We start from the raw sequence: 23267 nt of genomic DNA, 5'->3' as shown, positions 1-23267 counted from the left end.
TCACTCCAGGAATATGGATTTGTGAAGTGCTGACGGGATCCCGATGGCCACGCCGCCCGACATGAATGGGGCTGACAATTTGTCATTGAAGACGGTTGCCATCAGCGGATTGACCAGCATGTAGGACGGAAGGTTTTCTGCATAGAGTTGCTGGAATTGGGCCAGTATCTCTTGGCGTTCAGCCTGGTTTTGAGCAACGGCCTGCGCTTTGATCAGGCCTGTCATTTTGGGGTCCGCAGGGAAACGGTCGCTGTTCCAGCCACGCCCGAAGACCCGGCGACTGATATTGCCCGGATCGCCCAGCGTGCTGGAGGAGAACAACGTCAGATCATAATCGCCATCAGCCACCAAACTGCGCAGGGAGGCCATCTCCATAACCCGCAGATCCACAGCAAATCCAAACGCTTCCAACTGTTCTGCGATCACTTTTGCGGGCTTTACCTCACGCCCATCCGTGAGGAGCCGTAGGCGGATCTCCCCTCCCTGCGCTTGCCAGCGGCCGGCGCTGTCCTGGGTCCACCCTGTAGCCAACAGCAGGTCGCGCGCCCGAGCAGGATCATAGGTGTAACTCTCTGTTGCATCCTCACTTTTCCATTTGGAGCCGGGCTGAAAATAGCCTGTCTCAGCAAGCTCAGCGACCCCGGGAAACGCAGTCTCCAGCAGCGCAGAACGGTCAACAGCGTAGGCAATGGCTTGGCGCACTTCCTTCGTCTGAAACTGTCCACGATGATTGAACCCCAGCCGCAATACATGATCGCTTGGTGAGGTTTCGACAGCGAAACCAGCGCCCAACGCCTCAGGAAGGCGATCTGGTGGCAGGTATGAAATCACATCCACCTCACCGGTGCTCATCGCCTGAAGGGCGGCATCGGGCCCCATCTTAACAATCCAGATCTGCGCGAACCGCGGCCGCCCGAGTGGATGGTTTTCTGTTGCCTCCAACCGATACCGCCCCTGAGCCTTGTCGTAGGCGGCCAATCGATAGGGGCCGCTGCCAATTGCGGCGTCAGATGTGGCAAATCGAAAAGGATCTTCCACACCCTCATAAATATGCCGGGGAAGGATAGGAATTGCGGAAAACAGACCCTCGACCAGGCCGTATTGCGCGCGTTTGATATGGATGCGCAGATCATGGGCGCCCGCGACCTCAACCCCGGCAAGCGATTTGACCGATCCGAAAACATAAGGATGCTCAGCCATATAGCGCAGAGTAAAGGCGACATCGTCTGCGGTGACCGGGGTTCCGTCATGCCATTTCGCATCTGGTTGTAGTTCCAAATCGTAACTCAAGCCATCCTCAGATCGCGTCCAAGTCCGGGCCAGTCCCGGCGCCGGATTGCCATCGGCGTCCTGGCTGACAAGCGTATCAAAGATGTAACTGGTATAAAGATAGGCGATCCCGTTTTTGCGATGGACATAAGGTGCGAGCATGCCACGGTCGCCCTTGCTGTCAGTGATCACCAACTGCCTCTGACGATCCGGTTCTGCCGCCATAAGCGTATCAGCACCCAAACCCGAATACTGCGCAGCGCCAAGCGCCAGTCCGACAGCCGCAGCATGGGCAAGGAAACGAGGGTGAACAAACCGGTGAACGAGTGACATGAGCCTACTTTCTTCGTGACTGGAGCACTGTGATTGGCCGGGCTACCAACCGATGGTGGCATCCGGGCGGGCATCTTCCTGTGGGACGACGGGTTTCAGGTCCACAACCGGGGTGCCGTCAATGCAATCCAGCCCGCTGATCGTCAGAACCCCATCGGAGTGGTCCAGCAACTGAACCGCACTCAGACCAATGGGGTTGGGACGGTTTGGCGCCCGGCTGGCGAAAACCCCGCGTGCAACCTGGCTCCCCCGTGCCTGCCGTATCCGTGCGCTGCGGTCGGATTTATGCAGCCAGTAAAGGACCCATAGATGCGAGGCCAATTCGATATTCTGTAGCGCACTGTGATATTCAGGGGCCAATTCAATCCGGCTGGTGGCTGGATTGCGGCGTCCGGACATCGGGCAGTCTCTGACCTCCTCAAACCCGGTGCGGATTACACCGATTGGCGTGATTTCAAATACTTCGGAGGGCACTGTCAGAAGGTGCGTCGCATCGGTCATGGTGTCTCGCAAACGGTATGTGGGAAGGAATAGGCTGGCTCACCTGTCAAAACAGGTGCGGGCGGGCCACCGTCGAACGGTTGCCCCCTGATATTGCGCAGGCCAGCCATCGTAAAATCGGAAATCTGGAGCGTACACCTCAGTATTTCTGTGGTCTGGGGGCCGTGACGTTGAAACCCTGAGGACAGCCGAGGGTTTGGATATTATGAGGCCCCATCTCTGATAAATCGATTGGCATCAAACCCCTAACGGGCGGCATATCGGGACCTGACCCAAGATCAGAGGACCTTCAGGCGCATGACCGATCAAAGTAATTCAGCCCCGCCAACATCCGCACAGAAAATGACCGGCGCAGGCCGGTCCCTGTCACAAATGCTGCGAAACGGGCGCGCCCTCTGGACATTGGTTCTGATCCTGACCTGCGCCGGGTTGGCGGCTCTTGCGACCTCAATGTACCTGTCCCCCGATCTTGTGATTGTTGCCGCGCTTTCGATTGGGGCAATTGGTCTTTGGGCCACCGGTCTTGTGCCCGAATATTGGACTGCCTTGGCCTTTTTTCTGGTCGCGGTGATATTCGGCGTCGCAGCGCCTGAAACCATCTTCTCTGGCTTCCACTCATCGACGTTTTGGCTTTTGTTCAGTGGCTTGGTCCTCGGCGCTGCGATCAAGCACACCACCCTCGACAAACGGGCCGCCGGTGTTCTCGCGTTGCTGCCGCTACGCAGCTACGGTGGCCTGCTGACCGGCATCGTCGTCTTTTCGGTGGCTTTGGCCTTTGTGATGCCATCGTCCATCGGGCGGATCATGATCCTGCTTCCGGTGATCTCTGCACTGGCGGAGCGTGTCGGTTTCGGCGCTGCCTCAAACGGTCGGACAGGGATGCTGGCAGTTGCTACCTTTGGCACCTTTGCCCCGGCTTTCACTATTTTGCCCGCGAATGCCCCGAATATGATCCTCGTTGGGATGTCGGAAACCATCTACGGGATCAATATCTCCTATTTTGACTATCTTCTTCTGCATTTTCCAGTGCTTGGCGTTGTGAAATCCGCAGTCCTAGTCGGGTTGGCGATGGTGATGTTTCCAGACCGCATCCCACCGCATAGTGTCAAGGTCGCGCCCGCTGCCGCGCCATTCAGCCGTCAGGAACGAGCTCTAAGCCTCGTGTTGGCGTTGTGCCTGTTGCTGTGGCTAACCGACCAGATCCATATGGTGTCCCCCGCGTGGGTGGGCATGGCGGCCGCACTGATTTGCCTGCTGCCGGGAGCAGATCTCACGCGCAAAGGCTGCATCAACACTGATCTCAGCTACGGAGCTTTGTTGTTTGTCGCTGGCATCATGGGGCTCGGCGCCGTCATATCCTCCGCCGGACTTGGCGAAGCTGTAGTCGGGGCCATCACCGGGACCGTCGCCTTCGCTGGGGATTGGCCGGTGTGGAACACATCAATCCTGATTGGCCTGTCAACGCTGGTGGCGATGATCACAAATCTGCCTGGTGTGCCAGCTGTGATGACCCCGCTCGCGGGCGAGTTATCCGACGCAACTGGTCTGCCGCTCGAAACAGTCCTGATGACGCAGGTCGTGGCCTTTTCCAATGTCTTCCTCCCGTTCCAGGCGCCTCCACTGATCGCAGCCATTCAGGCCGGAAACCTGCCGGCGGGGGCGGTAATCCGGCTATGTCTCAGCCTCTTCCTGATAAGCCTTCTGCTGTTGGCGCCGCTGGATCTGCTGTGGTGGCATCTCCTTGGAATGTTCTGATCGGGCTGATCCTGCCACGGTGAAGGCGCCCCAGAAGAAATACTGAGGGGCGTCTTCGGGACTTTCGATTTGTGCGAACTGCCAAAGCGTTTCTACCTGTAGCTGCACTTTTCACGGACGAGGTACTCCGATGTTCACCCTGACCCCATGGCGCCGCCAGCTGCTCTCGCACACCTGTCTCACCGGTCTGGCCACCGCGCTCTTTTTCACCGCCAGCGGATCAGCTCAGGCCGAACTGGCTGCTGATTGGCAGGAAACCGCAATGCGATTTGTTGTTGAGGAAAAATGGCCCGGCGCACAACGTCAGCGTACGCTGGCATTGCTGCATGCCGCGATGTTTGACGCTGCAAATGCGATTGAGGGAAGCTATAGTGCCTATGCATATGATGGCCCTCAGCAACCGGATGCCGATCGGCGCGCTGCGGTAACGCAGGCGGCATTGGTTGTCATGCAGACCCTTATGCCAGAGCGCGAGGCAGACCTAGCTGCCGCTGCCGAGACAATCCTGAGCGAAATCACAGATGATGAGGCCCGGGAGGCAGGTGTCCAGCTTGGCGCCCTTGCCGCAGAGGCAGTGCTCGAAAAACGGGCGGCGGATGGCGCTGATTTTGCAAGCGATTTCACCCCTGGTCAGGCGGATAACGGCGTCTACCAGCCCACCTCTGAGCGGCCGATGGTTGCCCCTAAAATCCGCAACATGCAGCCCTTCGCTCTGACCTCTGCCAAGCAGTTTGACGTCCCGCCACCACCCGAGCTCAATAGTTTTCAGTTTCAGCGTGATCTTGCGGAGGTCGCTAATCTCGGCGGCGCAGCATCGCAGAGCAATCCTGAACTGGTGGCCATCGCAAAACTTCATGCCGGGTCAGGCTCCGGAGCCTGGAACCAGATCGCACGCGACAGCAGCCGTGCCTGCGCGCTCCCACTGGTTGAGGAAGCCCGGACACTGGCACTGTTGAATATCGCTCTGACCGACGCATTGGTTGCCGGGTTCAACGCCAAATACACCTATCAGTTCTGGCGGCCAGAAACTGCGATCGCCGCCCTCGGCGACGGGTACGACCACCCGACACTGGACGCGATGGACGGCTGGACCCCCTTGGTGGCTGCCCCCATGCATCCGGAATATCCCTGCCAGCACTGCACCAGCGGCAGCGCCGCTCAGCAGGTCATGGAAACTGTCTTTGGTACGGATGAGTTTTCCTTTAGCTTTGAGGGGAAAGACGGCTATAGCCGCAGCTATCAGACCTTCGCGCAATTCGCTGAAGAGGAGGCAGAATCGCGCGTCATCGGCGGCGTACACTACCGCCGGTCAAACACGGTCGGCGACATGCTTGGCTATCAGATCGGCAGCCACATCAGCGCTGAATTTCTGACCCCGACAAACGCCGGTTCGGGCAAAGGCAGCGCGGCAGCGACGGAGTGTGCAGGCGTTCTAACTACCAAACTGTCGCAATAACACTGCCTGTACAAAGTGGTCCCCCGCAGCAGGTTCACTTGTTGCGGGGCGTGCTGCGAATATGCCCACCACCAGCCAAGGAGCCAGACCATGGCGCAGCCTGTCTCTGCCCGCATTGTTCTCGGTCTGAGCATCGGCCTGATCCTGACCAGCGGATCTGTGGCAGCACACGAACCATGGCTGCTAACGCCCCAAGAGGTTCAAACCCTGTCACTGCAAAGCGTGCCCGAGTTGTTTCGCAGCCCGGGCCTATTGCTTGTCTTCGCCCTCTTCGCAACGCTCACCGTTTTCGCTGCTGTGCTTGCGGGGCAACTCTTGCGCCCAACGGAGGACCGTATTTTCAGGCGTTTGAGTGATCGCAGTCGCGATTGGGGCCCGTTGTGCCTGCGTCTTGGTCTGGGGACGACCGTGGGCATGAATGCTCTGGGCGGTCTGCCCCGGCATGGCACTGAAACATGGAGCGCGCCAACGCTATTTGTCCCCGATATGCAGCTGACACTTATCCCAGGCTGGGACTGGCTGGCGTTGCCGGCGCTGATCACATCTGTGTTGCTGGTATTGGGCCTTGGCACACGGCTGGCCGCGCTTGGCATTCTCGGCCTTGTTGGGTTGGGCAGTTGCCTCTTCTCCATCGATTTCATCGCCTACTACGGCTTCCATTTTGCCGCGCCGGCGTTTCTGCTGTTGCATGTTGGCAGTGGCGCGCTCAGCCTTGATCGCCTGTTGCCGCCAAGCCTCCCACCGCTTTTTCCCAATGCGCCCGTTTTGGTCTGGAGTCTTGTTCAAGTGGCTATGGGCGCGACCTTTGCGGCCATTGCCGTATTGGTAAAATTCCTGCAGCCCACCCTGCTGATCGCAATTCTGGAGCATGGCGATATGTGGTTCTTCGGCCTGCCGCTGCCGGTTGTTGCACTGATCATGATGGCGATTGAACTGATGGCCGGGGTTCTTCTGGCTCTTGGACAATTGATCCGGCCGATCTCGCTGCTCCTGCTCTGCGCGTTCAGCTTCTTCGCAATCAGCCTGCAGGAAACGCCTTTGTTGCACGGCAATCTATACGGGGTTTTTCTATTCTTCCTGCTGCACGGCGGCGCCCCGGTTGACCTGTTCCAGCGGCCGCAAGCAACCCTGGTCGAGGCCCAAGGGATCTAGCTGAATGCTGCGAAGAGTGTTCTGTATCAGCATGCTTGCCGCGGCCCCGCTCATCGTCATCTGTGCCTGCCTGCCGCAGATCAAACAGGTGGAGGCCCTGCCCGCTCAACTGTTTGTCACTATCCCCTCTCACCATCCGCAGCCGGACCTTCGGGTCAGCAGCATCTACAACGCTGCAGACGGTTGGCGCCTGCGGATCGAGGTCGAGAATTTCGTGTTCACAGACCTTTGCGTCAGCGATGCCAAAGATCTTGCGCGGGGGCATGCCCATGTTCATCTTGGTGACATAAAACTCGCTACTGCTTATCAGCCAGATGTCGTGCTCGGACATCTACCAACCGGGCGGCATCAGGTTACGGTGTCCCTTCGCGCACAGGATCATCGGGTTCTCGGGCGGCATGGGGGCGGGATATTTGCCGCTACGGTCACGATTGACGCCCTCTGACGCGCAGCAAAACCGGCGCAGATGCAGCTGCGCCGGATTGTATCAGATCCCTATTGGCCGGTATCAGCGGGCTGTGGGCAACCGGTTTTGCAGGATCTGCACAACCTGCTCCGGATCGGGCAGCGAGTGATGTCCGTGCTGAATCTTCAGCAGCGGGTCATAGTTCTCACGCCAAACCGGTTCAAACACCTCATAGCCGTCTTCGCGCAGCTGGGAAACGTTGCGACGCACCGCCGGCTTCTCCCACATCGGACCGCCCATGACAGGGAACAGCAACACTGGAAAGGTCGCCGCCAGAATTACTGTGGTCAGGCGGTTTTGCGAGGATCCATGCGCTATCGCAGACAGCGTGTTCGCCGTCGTGGGCAGAATGGCCAGAATATCGTGATCCGCAACAATGCGGCCCGGTTTATCGGTGGGCCAATCCTTGGGGTTATCACCGCTGATCACCCGATCCAGAAACAACGCAACCGCGTCCATATTCACGAATTTCGTTGCAGTCGGTGTAAACAAGGCGGTGAGTTCACAGTCGATCTCGTTCTTGATCGCCCGCAGGTATAGCGGCAGCATGGTGGCATCCAGGGACCCCGTAACCCCAATCAGAATACGGGGCCGCGCAGCAGAGCCAATCGCAGTTTCAGTCATTGAAAATGTCCTGTTATCAGTTGGTTAATATAGTCTATTCAGCCGGTTGCTGAACCGGATCCTGTGCCCTGTGAGGTGCGGATTCCGTAGGCGGCGCAGCTTTATGTTCACTCACGTTGTCCTGAGGAACCGGCGGCCAACTTTTCATCACCAGGGTCAGCAGATCGAACCGCGCAACCACCGCACCGCAGGCATTCAGAACGCAGCAGTCCCAGCGCACATCCCCAAAGGGGGCAGAGGCGCGCGGTGTGATTTCCTTGCAGGTCACACGCACATGCAGGCAATCGCCGAAATACACCGGCGCGTGAAAGCGCAGATTATCGGAGCCTATATTGGCCAGAACCGGACCCGGCGCGGGGTCAACCAACAGCCCGTTCGCAAAGGAAACAACCAATTGCCCATGCGCGACACGGTCGTCAAAAAACGGGTGCGTGCGCGCGGCTTCCCGGTCCATATGGGCGTAGAAAACATCCCCCGTAAAATGGGCGAACTGCTCCACATCCTGTTCGGTAATCTGTCGCGTTTCAGTGATGAGTTGATCCCCAATACGCAATGTTTCCAGAGATTTACGGAACGGGTGCCCGTTGTGCCTGGTCTCCGCTCCCTCGACCCATCGCCCTGTGAGCGCGGTCAGCAGCTGCGGCGGTGCGTGTATCTCCGTGCGCATCATATAGGCGGCGACAGCATGGCGAATGTCCTCTGCACCGCAGACCTGTGCGTGATGCGTCGCTGCGAACAGCCGCGGCACTGATGGATCCGGCGACAACTCCAAGGCCTGACGCGCCATATCACTTCCGCAAATACGGATCTGACCTTCCGCCGATGTCAGGCAGGCCGCTGCCTCCTGTGCCAGCGGACTATCGTTGGTGAAGACGTTTGAGTAGCGCGAGCAGGGCGCCAAATTGGCAAGCGCGATGGCGTCACATAGGCTGTCGTAGGCCATTACCGTCGCGACGGGTCCCTGAACAAAGGTATGGTGAACATCAGGCGTGTTGGCAGGCTGGGAGCAATGCAACAGCATCGGCGACAGAAAAGCCCCGCCCGTCTCAACAGGGGTAGAAATCGGTTCGGATAGGAGTTCTGCCCCATGACGCAATCCACCCAATGCGTTCTGCACCGTCTCAAGATGCCCGCGTGAGACCAATGCCCCCATTTGGGTGGCCACATCATCCGGCATTCCAACGATGGTCTCCCCCAATGTCGTGACCAGATCAGCGAGGACTTCGGCCTCGCGGTGGCGGGGCAGAAGAATACGGCGCACTGCATGACGCCGCTGGCCGGCCCTCAGGATCAATTCACTGCGGATCTCCCGCAAGAAAAACTGATACTCTTGGCTGCCGGGCACCACATCGCTGCCGAGGATGGCTGCAGACAGACCCGTTTCGCAGGATTGCAACCGCACCAGACCAGCAGCCACCACCGGGTGCTGCCGTAATTTCTGGGCCGCGCTGCGGGACCCGGCAAAGCTGATTGCATCTCCGGCGGACAGGCTGTCCAGAATCTCCAGCGGCGGGCTGTATACCAATTGCAAGGCCCCGGTGGGCAGGATCTGGCTGTCGTGGATCAGCTTCACCAAGCGCTCGCTCACACAGGCAGTGACCGGGTCGGGACACACAATACATGGCACGCCAGCGATGAGTGCGGGCGCAATTTGCTCCAGAATCCCCAAAACCGGATTATCCAGCCCAGTCATATGCACCGCAACACCGGACAGCGGGGCGAGGATCTGCTGGCGGCCGGTGGTGCTGCCCGGCCCGATACCAACCTCAACGTGCAGGGCTGGCGCATTGGGCAGTGATTTCAACGCCTGCCCCGCCAGCGCCGACAGACGCGCAATACCGCCGTCCACGTCCAGTGCGCAGTCATGCCGTGTCGCACCAATGGTCAGGCTTTCACGATAAAGTGCAGCGCGATTGTCCTTCAGAACGCGTGCAACATCCCGCAGCTGCTGTGCACGATCCTGAAACCCCAATGCCCGCAGTGCAGGCCCGCCAACCGCTCGAGCGAAATCAACAGCCTGGGTCCCGTCATCGCGACCGTAGGCAAGCACAGCATTCGGTTGATCGGTTGCCGCATCAGCAAACATCTGCGTCTGCGCGCCGCAGTGATCCCATCGCCCTGCAATCAGACTTTGAAGAAAACGGGGTCGTTTTACATGATCGGTCACTTCAAAGCCCTCTTGTTGATCAATCGCCGGATGATGCGGTGTCCTGATAACCGGGGCCTTGTACGGCGACCTAACGCGCCAGAAGGTTCCAGTCATTTCGCTGCTAGGGTTCATGCAAAGCGCACGTTACATCCAATCGAAACTTTGAAATCTGCGCCTCAGGATTTCTGAGGCTGCCGGGCGCATAGACCATCAGACATCGCTGATGCCCGACCTCAAGATTTTCGATGTGCAATTTTGACGTGCCGCTGCGAGCTTGCCTGCGGATGGAGGGCGCGCCGCGTGTCGGCTCACCCAGTTTGAACGTATCGCTCTGAATAAGGGGACAATGCCATGACCCGTGCCACCTTGCCGCAAAATCTGAGACAAGCTTCCTTTGGCAGTACTCAACGCAAGGCTCGACATATCTGTGTGGCGGGTGTTTCCGGACTGGCAGGCGCACATATCACCCGCGCCGCCCTCGCGTCGGGGTGGTCTGTTACCGGCACATTGCGGGACGCGACAGATACCTCAAAAACTGTTCCGCTCATGGCTTTACCCGGCGCCCGCGACAGGCTCCGCCTGGTGTCCGCAGACACCGCCCATCCTGAAAGTTTTACCAACGCACTGAAGGGTCGCGATGCTTTGGTCATTGCCTGCTTGCCATCCATTCGGACCGCCCCGGACGGGACCCCTGCAAACGATCTGGATCCGCGCGCAGGGATGGCGCATTGCGTAACCCCCGCAAAAACAGCCTGCCGAAACCTGATCACAGCGGCGGATCGCAACGGGATTAGTGATATCGTGCTCCTGTCGAGCACCGCCTCAGCAGACCCAAACCCGCCCCCCGCGATCAAGAATGAACTGCAGCACCATTCTGACCTTGAGCACCAGATTGAACACGGGAAATTCATCGCGGCCCAGAAAACTGCGATGGAGATTGCCGCGACACGTTTGGCACAGGACCGTGACTTGCGTCTGGTTATTTTGCTCTCGGGTATGATCCTGGGCCCCGGGCTACTGCCCTGCCATGATCAGGGTCATGTGCTGGGCCGGCTTCATGACATGGCCGTCAAGGGGCGCCCCTGGCATCGCAATATGCCCAATGGGTCAATGTCGCTGATCCATCCAGTAGATCTTGCAGGTCTATGTCTGGCGGCTCTGCAAAAACCTGAAACGGAAGGCCGCTATTTTGCCGTTGCGAAAAGCTGGCAGTGGTCTGATATATATAATGAAATATCTAATTTCGCACCCAAAGAGGCCTTGCCCATCGCTGTCCCCGAGGGGACAGTCCCCGCAGCAAACACGGCGTTTGATTTTACCAGGCGAGACAGCCTTGCACCGCCCCGCAACGGGTTGCCGGAGATGGTTGCCGACTTTTATCACTGGCTGGATGATCGCGCCGAACCAAAGCTGAACGGTCTGCAAATCAACGCTGAACCGGTCGGCGCAGTGGTCAGGTAATAGGCTTATCTGGACAGGTCAGCCAGCAGTGCAGCACTTGGGAAGCAGGTCGCCCGCCGTCCGGTTGCCTCCTGCCAGCGTCCGATCGAACGCCGCGTTTTGAACCCCGCAAGCCCATCTGCGCCGCCAACATCATGGCCGCGCCGTTCCAGACCGCGCTGCATGGTGGCCACATCAGACCGCAGCATGCTGTCCACCCGGCCCCAAGCGCCCCGGAAGTCCTGCACGCCAAACTGGATGCGATCCCCGACATGCCCGACAAACAACGCATAAAGATCGCTCTTGTTGTAGTCCTTCAGCACATAGAAATTCGGTGTCACGAGGAATGCCGGCCCGTTGCGCCCTGCCGGCATCATCAGATAGGCTACGCCATCACGTTCATGCGCCGGAAAGGCTCGGCCCGAACTGCGGCGGATGCCGCGGGCTTCCCACTCGCGAATGCTCAGCCCTTGGTCTGGTCCTTCCAAAGAACAGGATACCGACGCGGGCACAGAAACCTCAAACCCCCAGTCGCGGGTCTTGTCCCAGCCGTGTTGCGCCAGATACCCCCCGATTGAGGCGATCGTATCCGCTTCTGATCGCCAGATATCAGCGCGTCCGTCCCCATCGCCGTCTTCGGCAAACTTGAGAAAACTGGACGGCATGAACTGTGGCTGCCCCAGCGCGCCCGCCCAACTGCTTCTCATCGCTTGTTCAGGCGCATGTCCGGCCTCAGCGATTTGCAACGCGGCAATCAATTCCTGGCGAAAATAGTCAGCGCGGCGGCTCATAAAGCCCTTGGTGCCCAGAACTTCAAAGACATTGTGAGGGATCTTTACCTGACCATAGCCGCTTTCGCGGCCCCAGATCGCCAGAATAATCCGACCCGGCACGCCTGTGCGACGTTCGGTTTGCCGCAGGGCGGTCGCGTGCCGCTTCGCCATCCGCCTCCCCATGGAGGTTGCCCCGTCAACAGAACCGCGGTTGAAATATCGTCCGGGCGCGCCAAATTCCGCCTGACGCTGACGGCGGGGTGAGGCCGCTTTGCTGCCGGGCGGCACCAGATCCGGCAGGTCCCAGTTCAAGCTCACTCTGGAGAAGGCCGCGTCAAATGTCGGGCGCCGCACCCCGGTCGCCTGCGCCTCGGGCCAAATCTCCTTCACCAACCACTGCTGAAACTGCTTTTCAACCTGTGCGCGATCCACGGCCAACGCAGGCTCATATGGCAGCGCCAAGAGGATCAACAACAGAGATAGTAAACGAAACAGCATCTCAGACACTCCGTTCGGTGATAACTAGGAATCGGCACGCACCACGTTTGCGGCCCCGCAACAAGACACCGCCCTGCCCACCTGATTTCATCCGGCAGAGACCGGAATTTCAAGGCTGACTTTCTTGCGCCCCATCACCACGGAAGTTCGGAAACGGCGCACATTTGAGTCCTCGAAAAACAGCCGTTTGGTCAACTCTTCAAAGGCCTCCATATCCGACGCGGTGCAGATCAAACAGAAATCCGCCTCGCCCGTCAGATAGTAACACTGCTGGACCATCGGTTCGGAACCAGCCCGGCGAGTGAAGGCGTCAATCTGGTCCAACCGCTCCCGCTCCAGCTCCACCATCACCACGAATGTCATTGGCATACCGACCTTAGCCGGATCGACCAATGCGATTTCATCCGTGATCACCTTGCGCTGGCGTAGCGATTTCAGGCGCCGCTGGACGGAGGCCGCAGACAGCCCTGCCTGAGCTGCCATCGCCTCAAGCCCGAGCCGCGTGTTGCGCTGCAGGAGGGTCAGCAGCGTCACATCCGCCTTATCGAGTCTTTCGCCCACAGAACCTCACCAGTATGCAATATTTTTTCGCATGTGGCCCAATATTGACCAGAACACAGCAACACTCTTGCCTAGACTGCCGGTATGAACAAGATCAATGTCACGCTCGACCCCGCGAAACCACAGCAGATGCTGCAGGCCTGCCCCGCGTATCGCCCCTCACCACTGGCCGTGCATGAGGTGGCCGGAAAGCAGGTCTGGATCAAGGATGAAACCGATCGGATGGGCCTTGGCGCCTTCAAGGCGATGGGGGGTGTCTACGCCGTCGCCGAGTTGCTGATGCGCGAAACCGGGCTGACGGAAAATGATCTCACCAGTGACGCCGGGCGGGCGGCGGCATCACATGTGACCTTCGTCTGTGCGAGTGCTGGGAACCATGGCATGGCCGTTGCCGCCGGAGCGCGGCTTTTTGGGGCGGCTTGCAGGATCCATCTCGCCGATACCGTCCCTAAGGATTTTGTCCAGCGGCTGCGCGCCAAGGGCTCAGAGGTCGTCCGCTCCGGTGCCACCTATGAGGAGAGCATCGCCGCCGCCATCAAGGACGCTGAGGAAAGCGGCGCTGTTCACCTAGCCGATGGGTCCTGGCCCGGCTACACGGAGCCCCCTCGTCTGGTGATGGAAGGCTACACGGTGATCGCGCAGGAAATGCGTGACAGTTTCGCAAGCTCGGGCCAATGGCCGACCCATGTCTATCTGCAGGCTGGTGTCGGTGGGCTGGCTGGTGCGATGGCCTATATGATCCGCACCAATTGGGCGGTTCAGCCCGAAATCATCGTGGTTGAACCCGACGCCGCGCCTTGCCTTCAGCATAGTGCACGCGCGGGCGAAATGGTGACAGTAGACGGCCCGGTCTCCAATATGGGGCGTCTGGATTGCAAGACACCCTCACTGCTCGCCTACGAAATACTGTCCAAGGCAGCCAACCGATACGTGACCATCTCTGATACAGAGGCGCTCAGAGGGGTCGAGGTCTCAGCCACGCTCGGGATTGCCAGCACCCCATCCGGCGCTGCCGGGTTGGCGGCTCTGGTTCAGGATCTGGAGGCGGGCACATCTCCTGACATGCGGCCACTGGTGATCCTCTCAGAGGGGGGCGTTGACGATGCCTGAGCTGGATCTCGTCGCCTTTCGGCGTGATTTACACGCGCATCCGGAAACAGGTTTTGACCTCGCGCGTACCGCAGATGCCATTGCTAAAGAGCTGGAACAGGCCGGGCTGACGGTGACCCGCGGAATTGGTGGTACGGGGCTCTTGGCCACCCTGACCCGGGGTCAGTCTACCGCCGGGGTCGCGCTGCGCGCCGATATGGACGCGCTGCCGATTGAGGAAGCCACCAACCTCCCCTATCGCTCCCGCCATCCCGGCCGGTTCCATGGCTGCGGTCACGATGGGCACAGCACCATGCTTCTGGGGGCTGCCCTGCGTCTGGCGCAGGATCCAGATTTCAATCAAACCGTTCATTTTCTCTTTCAACCGGATGAAGAAAACGGCACGGGCGCTGCGGCGATGATTGCCGATGGACTGTTTGATCGCTTTGATATCACCCGGATTTATGGCCTTCACAATATGCCGGGGATGCCGCTTGGTCACTTCGCGACTGAGACCGGCGCTTTCTGTGCCTTTGAGGATAATTTCGAGATCCGCATCACAGGGCGGGGCGGCCATGCCTCCATGCCGGAGAAAGCCATTGACCCAATCGTGACAGGCGCTGCGATCGTCACCCAACTACAGACAATCACATCGCGCTCGGTGTCAGCACGGGATCATTGCGTCGTTTCAATAACGGATTTCGAAACCGATGGTGCGCGCAATATTCTGGCTAGCAACGTATTGATTTCCGGAGACTGTCGGGGATTTGAGGCCCATGTCTCCCACACGATCGAACAACGTATGCGCGACATCGCCAGTGGCATCTGTGCCGCACAAGGCGCCCGCTGCGAGGTGTCCTATTCAACATCATTCCAGCCATTGGTAAATGACGCGGGTGCAACCACATTGGCCGTTGCTGCAGCAGGATCCGCTGGCAGCATCGACGCGCAGTATGGGCGTGTGGGGTTTTCAGAGGATTTTGCGGCCTTCCTGCAGCACCGGCCGGGCGCATTTGTCTTGATGGGCAATGGCACTGACGGCGCCCATGCTATGCCGCTGCACAATCCAGGGTATGATTTCAACGACAGCGCCATCGAACATGGCATTGCGTACTGGTGCGCCTTGGCCAGATCAGGCTGATCTGTCGGCCTGTTCGCGGGCGAATGGCAGAGTGAACTGCACCCGCATACCATTGGAGCCATCCACCTCAGTGGTGCCTGCATATTTTCCGACCATGCTGCGGATCATACGCCAGCCGAGAGAACCTGACCGCTCAGGCCGGGCATCACCCTCGGCCAGGCCGCGCCCGTCATCCGCGATCACCAGTCGCAATGCATCATCCTGTTCGGTCAGCTCAACCAGAATATTTCCCTGCTCACGCCCGACAAAGGCGTGCTTGTAGGCGTTTGTCAGCAGCTCACCCGTAATAAGGCCCAGATCAATCGCCATAGAGCTGGGAATTTCAATGTCGTCACCACGTACCGACACCGTCACGTTGAGACTGTCGGAGTTGAACGCCCCCTCGGCATTGGTCGCGACCTCCTGCAGGAAAGGCACTGCCTGCAGATGATCGACCCGCGCAGAACGCTGCAATTGTTCGTGCACGCGGATCACCGATTGGACCCGCGCCTCCAGGTCCGACAACACCGAGACGGTTTCCGGTGCCTCGGCCCCTCTCCGGCTCATCCGGATCAGCGCGCCGATCAGCGCCAGGTTATTGCCCGTCCGATGATGAACCTCTTTCATCAGGAGATCCCGTTCCGTCAACGCCTCAAGCAGCACCCGGTTCTGTTCTGCAAGTTCAGCAACAGGATCAGCATCGCGGATCTTGCTGATAGCATCAGTCGCGGCCTGAACAGAGGCGATCATCTCATCGCTTTTTACCGGGCTCAGGAACAGAAGTTCGATTTCCGTGCCCTCTGGCCCGCTGCGTATCGCGTGATGATCCGAAAGGCGTGACAGCCCACGTAACCCTAGCCCCAACCCCGGACCCGTCCCACCTCTGCGTCCCCGCAGTATGTCCTCGAGCCCCTCAACACCCGGCCCCTGATCCGTGATAATGGCACGCAGAGCCACCTTCTTCCCATGCTCCTGCAAGCTCAACCGAGCCCGCCCCACTGCAGCATGCTGTTGGGCATTTCGAGCCGCTTCAAGTAGCGCCGTTACCGCCCGCGTCTGCGAAAATGTCCCGAATTGCAATGATTTGGTGATCGCCATCGCGATGAATCGTAGCCTCAGAACATCCTGTTCTGTATCAATCTTCAATGTAATCAAGGCGGTGGACACGGAATTATATCTCTTTCGCAATTTTTATGACGGCAAGACTGGCGTCATCGCGTCCCCTGAAATTCTCGGCCATAAGTTTTCCTGCAATTAACAGTGCCGAACGCATCAGCAGAGCGGGCTTCTCATGAAGGTCACGCAACGTGAGAAGCCCATCACTGTGCAAAATCACCGTATCGCCAGGCTGGAGACTGATCTCATCTGAAAATGGAGAACGCACTCCTCCTCCGAGATGGCCATCTCGCGTCGCAAATCGCTTTGTCTCGCCGAGCCGTGCGCGGATCGTAGCGATATTGCCAACCGAGGCATAAGATAAGCGCCGCCCATCCGAAGCCACCGCGACACAGGCCGCAACAGCTCCGCGAGTATCAGCGATATCATCCGAAATATCTGCCAAGGCCGCGGCAGGGGTGCGCCCCGGCTTTTGCCCAAAGGCCTTAAGTACCCGTTCAGCAGCATCGGCCGCCCGATGACCATGGCCAAGCCCGTCGCAGAGGATCAGATCCAGTCTGCCACCCGAGGCGGTGTTGGATGCCACACAGGTCATATCCCAAGCATCACCACAGCGGGTTTCCCCAGGGTGCGTCACTAAAAGACCCGCGACGTCCACTGCGGCTGGCCGGTATGGGCGTAGCTGGAATTCACAGGCAACGACTGTGCCTTCATCACGGTTTGAATAGATGTCGAACTGGTCCGACAACCGTTGCATCGCACCCAGACCCAGCCCCGCCGAACCTTCGCTGCTGCTCCCGTCCCGCATCATTTTGTCGAGTGTATCAATCCCCGGACCCTGATCGACGACGACCATCGCCAAACGCGGACCACCGATGCCGGGCATTTGTTGCAACAGGCAACGGCCCCGTTTGGCATATCGCAGAACATTGGTCGCCGCCTCGCTGACAACGATGGCGATCTCTTCGGTCCGGGGACGCGAAAACCCCGCGGCCTGCGCAAGCTGGCGCGCGTTTCGGCGACAGACGGAGATGTCGCTGGGATCTGAAAGGGGCAACCAATGGGTCATATCCGGGCCATCATTGTTACGCGTGTTCCTTTGCCTTCTTCGGTCTCAACGTCCAATGCATCGCTCAGCCGTCTCGCACCACCAAGGCCACGCCCCATGCTGCCCGCAGTGCTGAATCCATCGCTGAACGCTGCGTCCAGATCCGCAATCCCGGGCCCATTGTCGACACAGACCACACTGATCGCGGACGGTTCACTGTGCATATAGATACGCGCTTCGCCTCCGCCACCATGCATCACCACATTTCTGGCGATTTCACTGACTGCAGTGACAAACCGGGTTTTTTGAACAGTACGCGCTCCGCGGTGATCCATTTCGCGACCGGCAACTCGGCGCACCTGAATGACGTCGCGATCCCCAATCAGCGCGTAAATACCGATCAGAACGCCATCCGTGGGTATCATCCCCGGCTCTCGCCGCGCAGATCGCGCAACGCGTGTGTCAGGCTGAGCGCCGTTTTGCTCTCAGGCAAATCCATGCCCAATTCCACCAGAGTCATTGCCACCGCCGGACGCATGCCAACCACGTATGTCTGGGCATCCAATAGCTTGGACATACTGGCCAGCTGCGCCAAGATACGGCCCACAAAAGTGTCGACAATTTCCAACGCACTGATGTCCATGACCACCGCGCGCGCAGCTTCGTCCATCACACGCTCGGAGAGAGCCTCCTGCAAATCCAAGATATCAGTGTCGGAAATGTCTTCTTGAATTGCAACCAACAGAACGCCTTCGACAAAGTAGATGGCCGACGCGCTGGACATGTCAGCGATCCTTCTTTCTGGTAATCTCATACCCTACACGGTTCAGCGCATCCGCCAGCCCACTGCGGATGGTAGACCGGGTCGTTACTTCCCCAACATCCACGCCCAATTGCACCATAGTCTGCGCAATGGTCGGGCTGATACCACTGATAATACATTGCGCGCCCATCAAGCGCACAGCTGCAGCCATCCGCAGCATATGCTGGGCCACCTGGGTGTCCACGGTCTGCACGCCGGTCAAGTCGACGATAACCACCTCTGCCTGACGGCGCAGAATGGTTTCCAACAGGTTTTCCATCACCTCTTGCGCGCGTGCTGAGTCCATCGTGCCGATGAGGGGCAGGGTCAGTACCTTGTCCCACAGTTCAACCACCGGTGTGGACAGCTCCTGCATCTGGTCACGCTGCTGTTCGATAATGCGGTCCCGTTCGGCGATAAAGACCTCCGTACAGTAAACCGCAAAGGCATCGATCACCCGACTGAAGAACCAGATCTCCTCAACCAGGTTGGTCGGGTATTTTGCCAGTTTGTCTTTGAGACGATAGAACACCGGCGCCTTCAGCGCCAACACAAAGGACGCCATATCGCTGGGGCTTACACCACGCGAACTGCGCTCCTTAGTGACATCGACCAACACGCTGCGCAACTCCGCCCAGGCGTCGCTCGACAGATCGAACCGGTCGCCGGTAGCACCTTTCTCGATGCCGACGATCAATGCGCGCACCAGCACGCTTGTTTGCTCGCGGCCTTCTTTGTGGCTGAAAAGATCCGTCCGCTGCACGCCTTCGTCGCTCTGGGTAGAAATCCAGGCGTCGATGATCTCCTCGAAATCATTCTGCAAAATCGTGAGCACAGTTTCAGTGGCGGTTTCGGACATCTCTACCTCATTTCGGCTGGAGATCCGACGTAGGGTGCGCCGGAGTGCTCTGTGGAGTGAGTGTTTTGATAGCGCTCTGCAGCCCCGAGTGTAAACAGAGAGTTTTAATACATGGATAGAGAGGTGGAAATTTTCCTTCGTTCTTGCAAGGATAGGGTGCAATGGCCGTATCGCGACAGTATCCGCGCATTTCGGTTGCTCACTTGGAAAGGTCAACGATGTCCGCATCACAGACTGCTACCATGGTCGCCTACGACAGTTTTCTACTTCGGTGCTGCCTCGCCGTCGCACTGGGCCTGCTGATCGGTCTCGACCGCGAAATCAAAAAGAAGCCACTGGGCGCACGCGCCTACATGTTGATTTGCCTTGGGTGCGCTGCTCTGACAATGCTAACCCTCAATATTGCCGCTGCGACGCAGAACGGGACTGCCGCCGTCGATCCATCCCGGACAATACAGGGTATTGTGGGTGGAATCGGGTTCTTAGGTGCCGGGGCGATCATGTCTACAACCGAAACCGGCAGGCTGCGGGGGGTTGGCAGCGGTGCGGCCATTTGGGTCGTCGGCGTGGTTGGCATTGCTGTGGGATTTGGCTTCCTAGCTGAAGCGACCACGGTGTCGGTGCTGGCATTTTTGATCCTCGCCATCGTTGATTGGGCACAACAACACAAGCCAGATCTCGACAAGGGCCGGGACGCGTCTGATGGCGGCGATTGACTCACCTACGTAACTCGAGCGGCAATTCACCAGCGCTGCGACAGCAGCGATTGCATCTGCCCCTCTGCGTCATATCTTGGACCCAGCAACAAGGAGCATCGCACATGACCACGGAACCCAGCGGCCAGCACTCAGATCGTGCAACCGGATCCGCCACCGGGTTGAGTCGGAGCGAAGCTCGCGCCGCGCAGAACGCCCGCGATCTGGAGGACCACCTCAGCTGGCTTGATAGCATCACAGGCACTGCGCTTGGCGTCCTGGCCGTCGCTTCGGGGATCTACACCTATCTCGGCGTCTCATCTCTTTTGGATGACACCGGCGCATTCTCGGTGATTGCAGCCTTGGCCTATTCGGTGGCCGTATCCGTCGGAATTTTTGTATTCTGGTCTTATATGATGCGCCTTGTGCCAACCGTACGGACAGCCGCTGCGCGTATCGGTCTTGTGCTGTCGATGGCGCTAGGCTCGGTTGCGATTATCGCAATGTCATCCTGGCTAAATGCCGCAGCCTTGGCAGGAGCCGCAGCTGTTGAGCAACATCTGGCCGTGACTGTACAGGATTATCAGACCGCATTGGAACGGGCAGATGAAATCACCCAGAGCGGCCAGAGCCTGGCGCGGGATGTGGCGCGGGTGCGCCAAACCTTTGTTGATCTCTCCGAACAGGAGGCGACCGGTCAATTATCCGGTTTCGCCGGTCAGGGCGCAGTATTCCGATTGCTACGCCAGAAATCGGATGAGTTGGCGGCGCTGGAAACGCAGATCACCAGCCAGCAACCCTTGGTAGAGGCAGCCTTTGATGAGGGCAACGCCATCCTGTCACGCATGCGGGCGCTCACAGTCGAACAAGGTCCGGTCGCCCAGCGGTCAGTCCTCTTTTCAGAAGAGGCTGTGCGCCTTGCCAATGTCATCACCCAGCTGCGCCAACTGTCGGTCGCCCCACTGGTCCAAAGGGCCGCGCGCGACCTTTCCGACAGTGTCGTTACACCAGAACTGGACGGTTCTGATGCGGCCACCCGACAGGGGCAGCAGGCCACAATCGACAGCGTTCGCCGTGTTCTGGCGCAACGCGCAGATGGGCTTGGCACTGCGGCCAGCGCGGTTCTGAGCATGACCCCGCCACGTGATACCACCTACACTCCTGTTTCTGCTGCGGATGCTGTTATTCTCTACGCGGGTAATTTCGTACCCTCTTGGGCAGGCGCGATTGCGATTGACCTCCTGCCGGCGGTGCTGGTGTTGATTGTCGCCATTACACAAGCGGCAATCCGTGCCGGCCGTGAAGGGGCCGCCACCGAGGACACAATGACGCTAGCAGAGCTGCGCGCCGCCGTGGCAGCCATCCGGGATATTGACACGTCTCTGGAACGCGCGGGCCCCTTCGCCGCAACCCCGCCCGCACCCGGCAGTCAGCCGCCGGATATCGCCAGTCTGGACAATAAACGCCGTGCCGATTGATCGCGACGACCCCCAGCCGATAGCTGTCGCGCGCCGTCGAAAAAGGCCAGATACCTGGCGCGTATTGCGATGGGTATTTGCGGCGCAACTCGGGTTTGCGGCTGTCCTGCTCGGAACGGATCTTGCAAAGCTTATCCCGCAACTGGCTTGGCCCTCTACCGCACCGGAGCTGACAGCACCAATTGGTCCTGGCGATCAGACCAGGCGATACACTCCCACACAGCTGCCAGATCGCCCGCCTTCCCCTGGCAGCCGACCATTGCCCAGCACTGAGAATATGCCCGACAGGCTGACCTTCGCCACACCTCAGTGGCAGGGCGAAACCGTGTTGACCCTGACTGGCCGGATCGCCGAGGGCGACGCGACGCGCTTTAGCGACTATCTGGAGACGCTGGAAACCCTGCCGTCACGAGCCTACCTCAACAGCCCGGGCGGCTCCGTCTCTGACGCTTTGACCATTGGTCGCGCCCTGCGCGCACGAGATATGAACACTGTGATGAGTGCCAGTGACATCTGCCTGTCCGCGTGCCCCTATATTTTGGCCGCCGGGGTCAGCAGAATTGCAGATGCAGACGCCATGATCGGCGTACATCAGCATTATTTCGGCCAAAATACGGTGCTGCCCGCCTTTGTCGCCGTAGAGCAGATCCAGCGCGGTCAGGGTGAGGTCATGAGCTATCTTCAGGAAATGGGCGTTGATCCGCTGATGATGCAACCTGCGCTGATGACGCCATCCGATGAAATCTACCTCCTGACGCCCGCCGAGCGGAGCACCTATCGCCTCACCACCACAGATGGTGATCCAGAGTAGGCGCGCTGACGCCCCTCCGTCATGACAGGCGAATAATCGCCAGCCAAAGCCTTGCAGCACCGCAGTGATCCGATAGGATTGTAGTGACAAAAACAAATGGCAGGCAGGCAGATGAGCATTTCACGACGCAGCTTCGGATTCGGACTGATGGCGCTTGGCCTCGGGGCCTGCAGCGAAGGGGCAACCAACACATCGACACCGCGCACTGTCGGCGGGTTACCGGCCGATCTGCGCCCGGTGCCCAACGCGGCCTATGATGCTTGGGTTGCCGGGTTTCGCCAACGTGCAAGCGCCGCCGGGATCAGCAACAGCACTCTCAATGCAGCGTTTCGTGGCGCAGGCTACCTGCCGGGTGTGATCAAACGCGACCGCAACCAGACAGAGTTCAAACGCAGCCTTGAGGATTACCTCTCTATTGCCGCTTCCGACGAACGCGTCAGCAAAGGGCGCGCGGCCTATGCCCGCCATCGCGGCACTCTCAACGCGCTTGAGCAGACCTATGGTGTTGATGCCGAAATCATCACTGCGATCTGGGGTCTTGAGAGCTTTTTCGGAGAGCGTCGGGGCGACGTGCCGGTCATCTCCGCCACATCAACCCTCGCTTTTGACGGCCGGCGGGGCGCCTTTTTCGAGAAACAGCTGATGGCTGCCCTTAGAATCCTGCAGAATGGCGATATCTCCGCCGCACGCATGACAGGCAGCTGGGCCGGTGCGATGGGGCATACCCAGTTCATCCCTACGTCCTATCAGGCCTTTGCCGTTGATTTTACCGGCGATGGTCGTCGCGATATCTGGTCCGAAGATCCCAGCGACGCGCTCGCCTCAACCGCCGCCTATTTAGCCCGCAACGGCTGGACCCGCGGGCTGCGCTGGGGTCAAGAGGTGAGCGGAACAGCCGCCGCCAGCGGAACACTCATCCAACCCCAGGCAGGCGGTCCGAAGTTTGCCGTCACGAGCAATTTCCGCGCCATCAAGCGCTATAACAACTCTGACGCCTACGCGATCGGGGTTGGTCATCTCGCGGATCGTATCGGTGGGGCCGGCCCCCTGCGCAGCAGCTTTCCACCAGACGCAAATGGGCTGACCAAGGATGATCGTATCCTGCTGCAGAAACGCCTGACCGCGAAGGGCTTTGACACTGGCGGTGCTGATGGCGTTATCGGACCAAACAGCGAAAACGCCATCCGCGCCTATCAGCAAAGCCGTGGCCTGCCTGTCACCGGGACCCCATCGCAAGCCCTGCTCGGCGCATTGGGCTAAGCAAGCACCGAA

At 59.2% G+C, this 23267-nt stretch carries 22 protein-coding genes; 11 read left to right on the top strand and 11 right to left on the bottom strand.

Annotated elements, in window-relative coordinates; all coding sequences use genetic code 11:
- Positions 1-1602 carry an ABC transporter substrate-binding protein gene (locus tag phaeop14_RS17580; RefSeq protein ID WP_096790413.1) on the bottom strand — a complete coding sequence of 534 codons (1602 nt, stop codon included), beginning with the start codon at positions 1600-1602 and terminating at the stop codon, positions 1-3.
- A gap of 42 nt (positions 1603-1644) precedes the next feature.
- Positions 1645-2103 carry a tRNA (N6-threonylcarbamoyladenosine(37)-N6)-methyltransferase TrmO gene (gene tsaA, locus phaeop14_RS17575; protein WP_096790412.1) on the bottom strand — a complete coding sequence of 153 codons (459 nt, stop codon included), beginning with the start codon at positions 2101-2103 and terminating at the stop codon, positions 1645-1647.
- A gap of 297 nt (positions 2104-2400) precedes the next feature.
- Here tsaA and phaeop14_RS17570 point away from each other — a divergent pair, with 297 nt between their 5' ends.
- The 4 genes from phaeop14_RS17570 (at position 2401) to phaeop14_RS17555 (ending at position 6911) form a co-directional block, all read left to right on the top strand.
- On the top strand, positions 2401-3858 hold the full coding sequence (locus phaeop14_RS17570) for an SLC13 family permease (protein ID WP_096790411.1): 1458 nt from the start codon (positions 2401-2403) through the stop codon (positions 3856-3858).
- A gap of 130 nt (positions 3859-3988) precedes the next feature.
- Positions 3989-5314, top strand: coding sequence for a vanadium-dependent haloperoxidase (locus phaeop14_RS17565; RefSeq protein WP_096790410.1), 1326 nt, complete (start codon positions 3989-3991; stop codon positions 5312-5314).
- Positions 5315-5404: 90 nt separating this feature from the next.
- On the top strand, positions 5405-6466 hold the full coding sequence (locus phaeop14_RS17560; RefSeq protein ID WP_096790409.1) for a hypothetical protein: 1062 nt from the start codon (positions 5405-5407) through the stop codon (positions 6464-6466).
- 4 nt (positions 6467-6470) lie between these two features.
- Positions 6471-6911, top strand: coding sequence for a hypothetical protein (locus tag phaeop14_RS17555; protein ID WP_096790408.1), 441 nt, complete (start codon positions 6471-6473; stop codon positions 6909-6911).
- Between the two features lie 63 nt (positions 6912-6974).
- On the opposite strand, the gene phaeop14_RS17550 is transcribed toward phaeop14_RS17555, so the two are convergent.
- Together phaeop14_RS17550 and paaZ are read right to left on the bottom strand one after the other, a co-directional pair.
- The gene (locus tag phaeop14_RS17550; RefSeq protein WP_096790407.1) at positions 6975-7556 is read right to left on the bottom strand and encodes a flavoprotein; all 582 of its coding nucleotides are present in this window, start codon (positions 7554-7556) and stop codon (positions 6975-6977) included.
- A gap of 34 nt (positions 7557-7590) precedes the next feature.
- Entirely contained in the window at positions 7591-9723 is a 2133-nt protein-coding gene (gene paaZ, locus phaeop14_RS17545; protein ID WP_096790485.1) for a phenylacetic acid degradation bifunctional protein PaaZ, read from the bottom strand.
- A 333-nt stretch (positions 9724-10056) separates the two neighbouring features.
- Between paaZ and phaeop14_RS17540 the strand changes: the two genes are divergently transcribed.
- A complete protein-coding gene (locus phaeop14_RS17540; protein WP_096790406.1) occupies positions 10057-11166 on the top strand; it encodes an NAD-dependent epimerase/dehydratase family protein in 1110 nt (369 codons plus the stop codon).
- A gap of 5 nt (positions 11167-11171) precedes the next feature.
- Here the strand turns inward: phaeop14_RS17540 and phaeop14_RS17535 are convergent, their stop codons facing one another.
- Together phaeop14_RS17535 and phaeop14_RS17530 are read right to left on the bottom strand one after the other, a co-directional pair.
- Positions 11172-12416, bottom strand: coding sequence for a lytic murein transglycosylase (locus phaeop14_RS17535; protein WP_096790405.1), 1245 nt, complete (start codon positions 12414-12416; stop codon positions 11172-11174).
- A gap of 87 nt (positions 12417-12503) precedes the next feature.
- Positions 12504-12977, bottom strand: coding sequence for an Lrp/AsnC family transcriptional regulator (locus phaeop14_RS17530; protein WP_096790404.1), 474 nt, complete (start codon positions 12975-12977; stop codon positions 12504-12506).
- Between the two features lie 84 nt (positions 12978-13061).
- Between phaeop14_RS17530 and phaeop14_RS17525 the strand changes: the two genes are divergently transcribed.
- Complete coding sequence (locus phaeop14_RS17525; protein WP_096790403.1) at positions 13062-14087, top strand: pyridoxal-phosphate dependent enzyme; 1026 nt, start codon at positions 13062-13064, stop codon at positions 14085-14087.
- Positions 14080-15207, top strand: coding sequence for an amidohydrolase (locus phaeop14_RS17520; RefSeq protein ID WP_096790402.1), 1128 nt, complete (start codon positions 14080-14082; stop codon positions 15205-15207). Before phaeop14_RS17525 ends, phaeop14_RS17520 begins: the two co-directional genes overlap by 8 nt.
- On the opposite strand, the gene phaeop14_RS17515 is transcribed toward phaeop14_RS17520, so the two are convergent.
- From phaeop14_RS17515 to phaeop14_RS17495, 5 genes are read right to left on the bottom strand one after another with little or no spacing between them, the layout of a single operon-like run.
- Positions 15199-16353: a sensor histidine kinase gene (locus phaeop14_RS17515; protein ID WP_244905852.1), complete on the bottom strand. Its 1155-nt coding sequence runs from the start codon at positions 16351-16353 to the stop codon at positions 15199-15201. The two genes, phaeop14_RS17520 and phaeop14_RS17515, sit on opposite strands and share 9 nt — an antisense overlap.
- Positions 16354-16357: 4 nt before the next feature.
- Positions 16358-17371, bottom strand: coding sequence for an ATP-binding protein (locus phaeop14_RS17510; RefSeq protein ID WP_096790400.1), 1014 nt, complete (start codon positions 17369-17371; stop codon positions 16358-16360).
- On the bottom strand, positions 17368-17775 hold the full coding sequence (locus phaeop14_RS17505) for an ATP-binding protein (protein WP_040169799.1): 408 nt from the start codon (positions 17773-17775) through the stop codon (positions 17368-17370). Before phaeop14_RS17505 ends, phaeop14_RS17510 begins: the two co-directional genes overlap by 4 nt.
- Positions 17772-18134 carry an STAS domain-containing protein gene (locus phaeop14_RS17500; RefSeq protein ID WP_040169797.1) on the bottom strand — a complete coding sequence of 121 codons (363 nt, stop codon included), beginning with the start codon at positions 18132-18134 and terminating at the stop codon, positions 17772-17774. The genes phaeop14_RS17505 and phaeop14_RS17500 overlap by 4 nt, the downstream gene beginning before the upstream one ends.
- Position 18135: 1 nt before the next feature.
- Complete coding sequence (locus phaeop14_RS17495) at positions 18136-19011, bottom strand: STAS domain-containing protein (protein WP_040182425.1); 876 nt, start codon at positions 19009-19011, stop codon at positions 18136-18138.
- 242 nt (positions 19012-19253) lie between these two features.
- Here phaeop14_RS17495 and phaeop14_RS17490 point away from each other — a divergent pair, with 242 nt between their 5' ends.
- The 4 genes from phaeop14_RS17490 to phaeop14_RS17475 all read left to right on the top strand — a co-directional run bounded on the left by phaeop14_RS17490 (position 19254) and on the right by phaeop14_RS17475 (position 23255).
- Positions 19254-19727, top strand: coding sequence for an MgtC/SapB family protein (locus phaeop14_RS17490; RefSeq protein ID WP_241770517.1), 474 nt, complete (start codon positions 19254-19256; stop codon positions 19725-19727).
- Between the two features lie 104 nt (positions 19728-19831).
- A complete protein-coding gene (locus phaeop14_RS17485) occupies positions 19832-21184 on the top strand; it encodes a hypothetical protein (RefSeq protein ID WP_096790399.1) in 1353 nt (450 codons plus the stop codon).
- 277 nt (positions 21185-21461) lie between these two features.
- The gene (locus phaeop14_RS19910) at positions 21462-21995 is read left to right on the top strand and encodes a COG3904 family protein (protein ID WP_244905851.1); all 534 of its coding nucleotides are present in this window, start codon (positions 21462-21464) and stop codon (positions 21993-21995) included.
- 111 nt (positions 21996-22106) lie between these two features.
- Positions 22107-23255 (top strand): lytic murein transglycosylase, encoded by a 1149-nt coding sequence (locus tag phaeop14_RS17475; RefSeq protein ID WP_096790484.1) that lies wholly within the window; start codon positions 22107-22109, stop codon positions 23253-23255.
- The last annotated feature ends 12 nt before the right edge of the window (positions 23256-23267 follow it).

The organism is Phaeobacter piscinae, from assembly GCF_002407245.1.
Lineage (GTDB): Bacteria > Pseudomonadota > Alphaproteobacteria > Rhodobacterales > Rhodobacteraceae > Phaeobacter > Phaeobacter piscinae.
The sequence above is the reverse complement of the archived record's forward strand: the minus strand, read 5'-3'. Positions and strand labels throughout refer to the sequence as shown.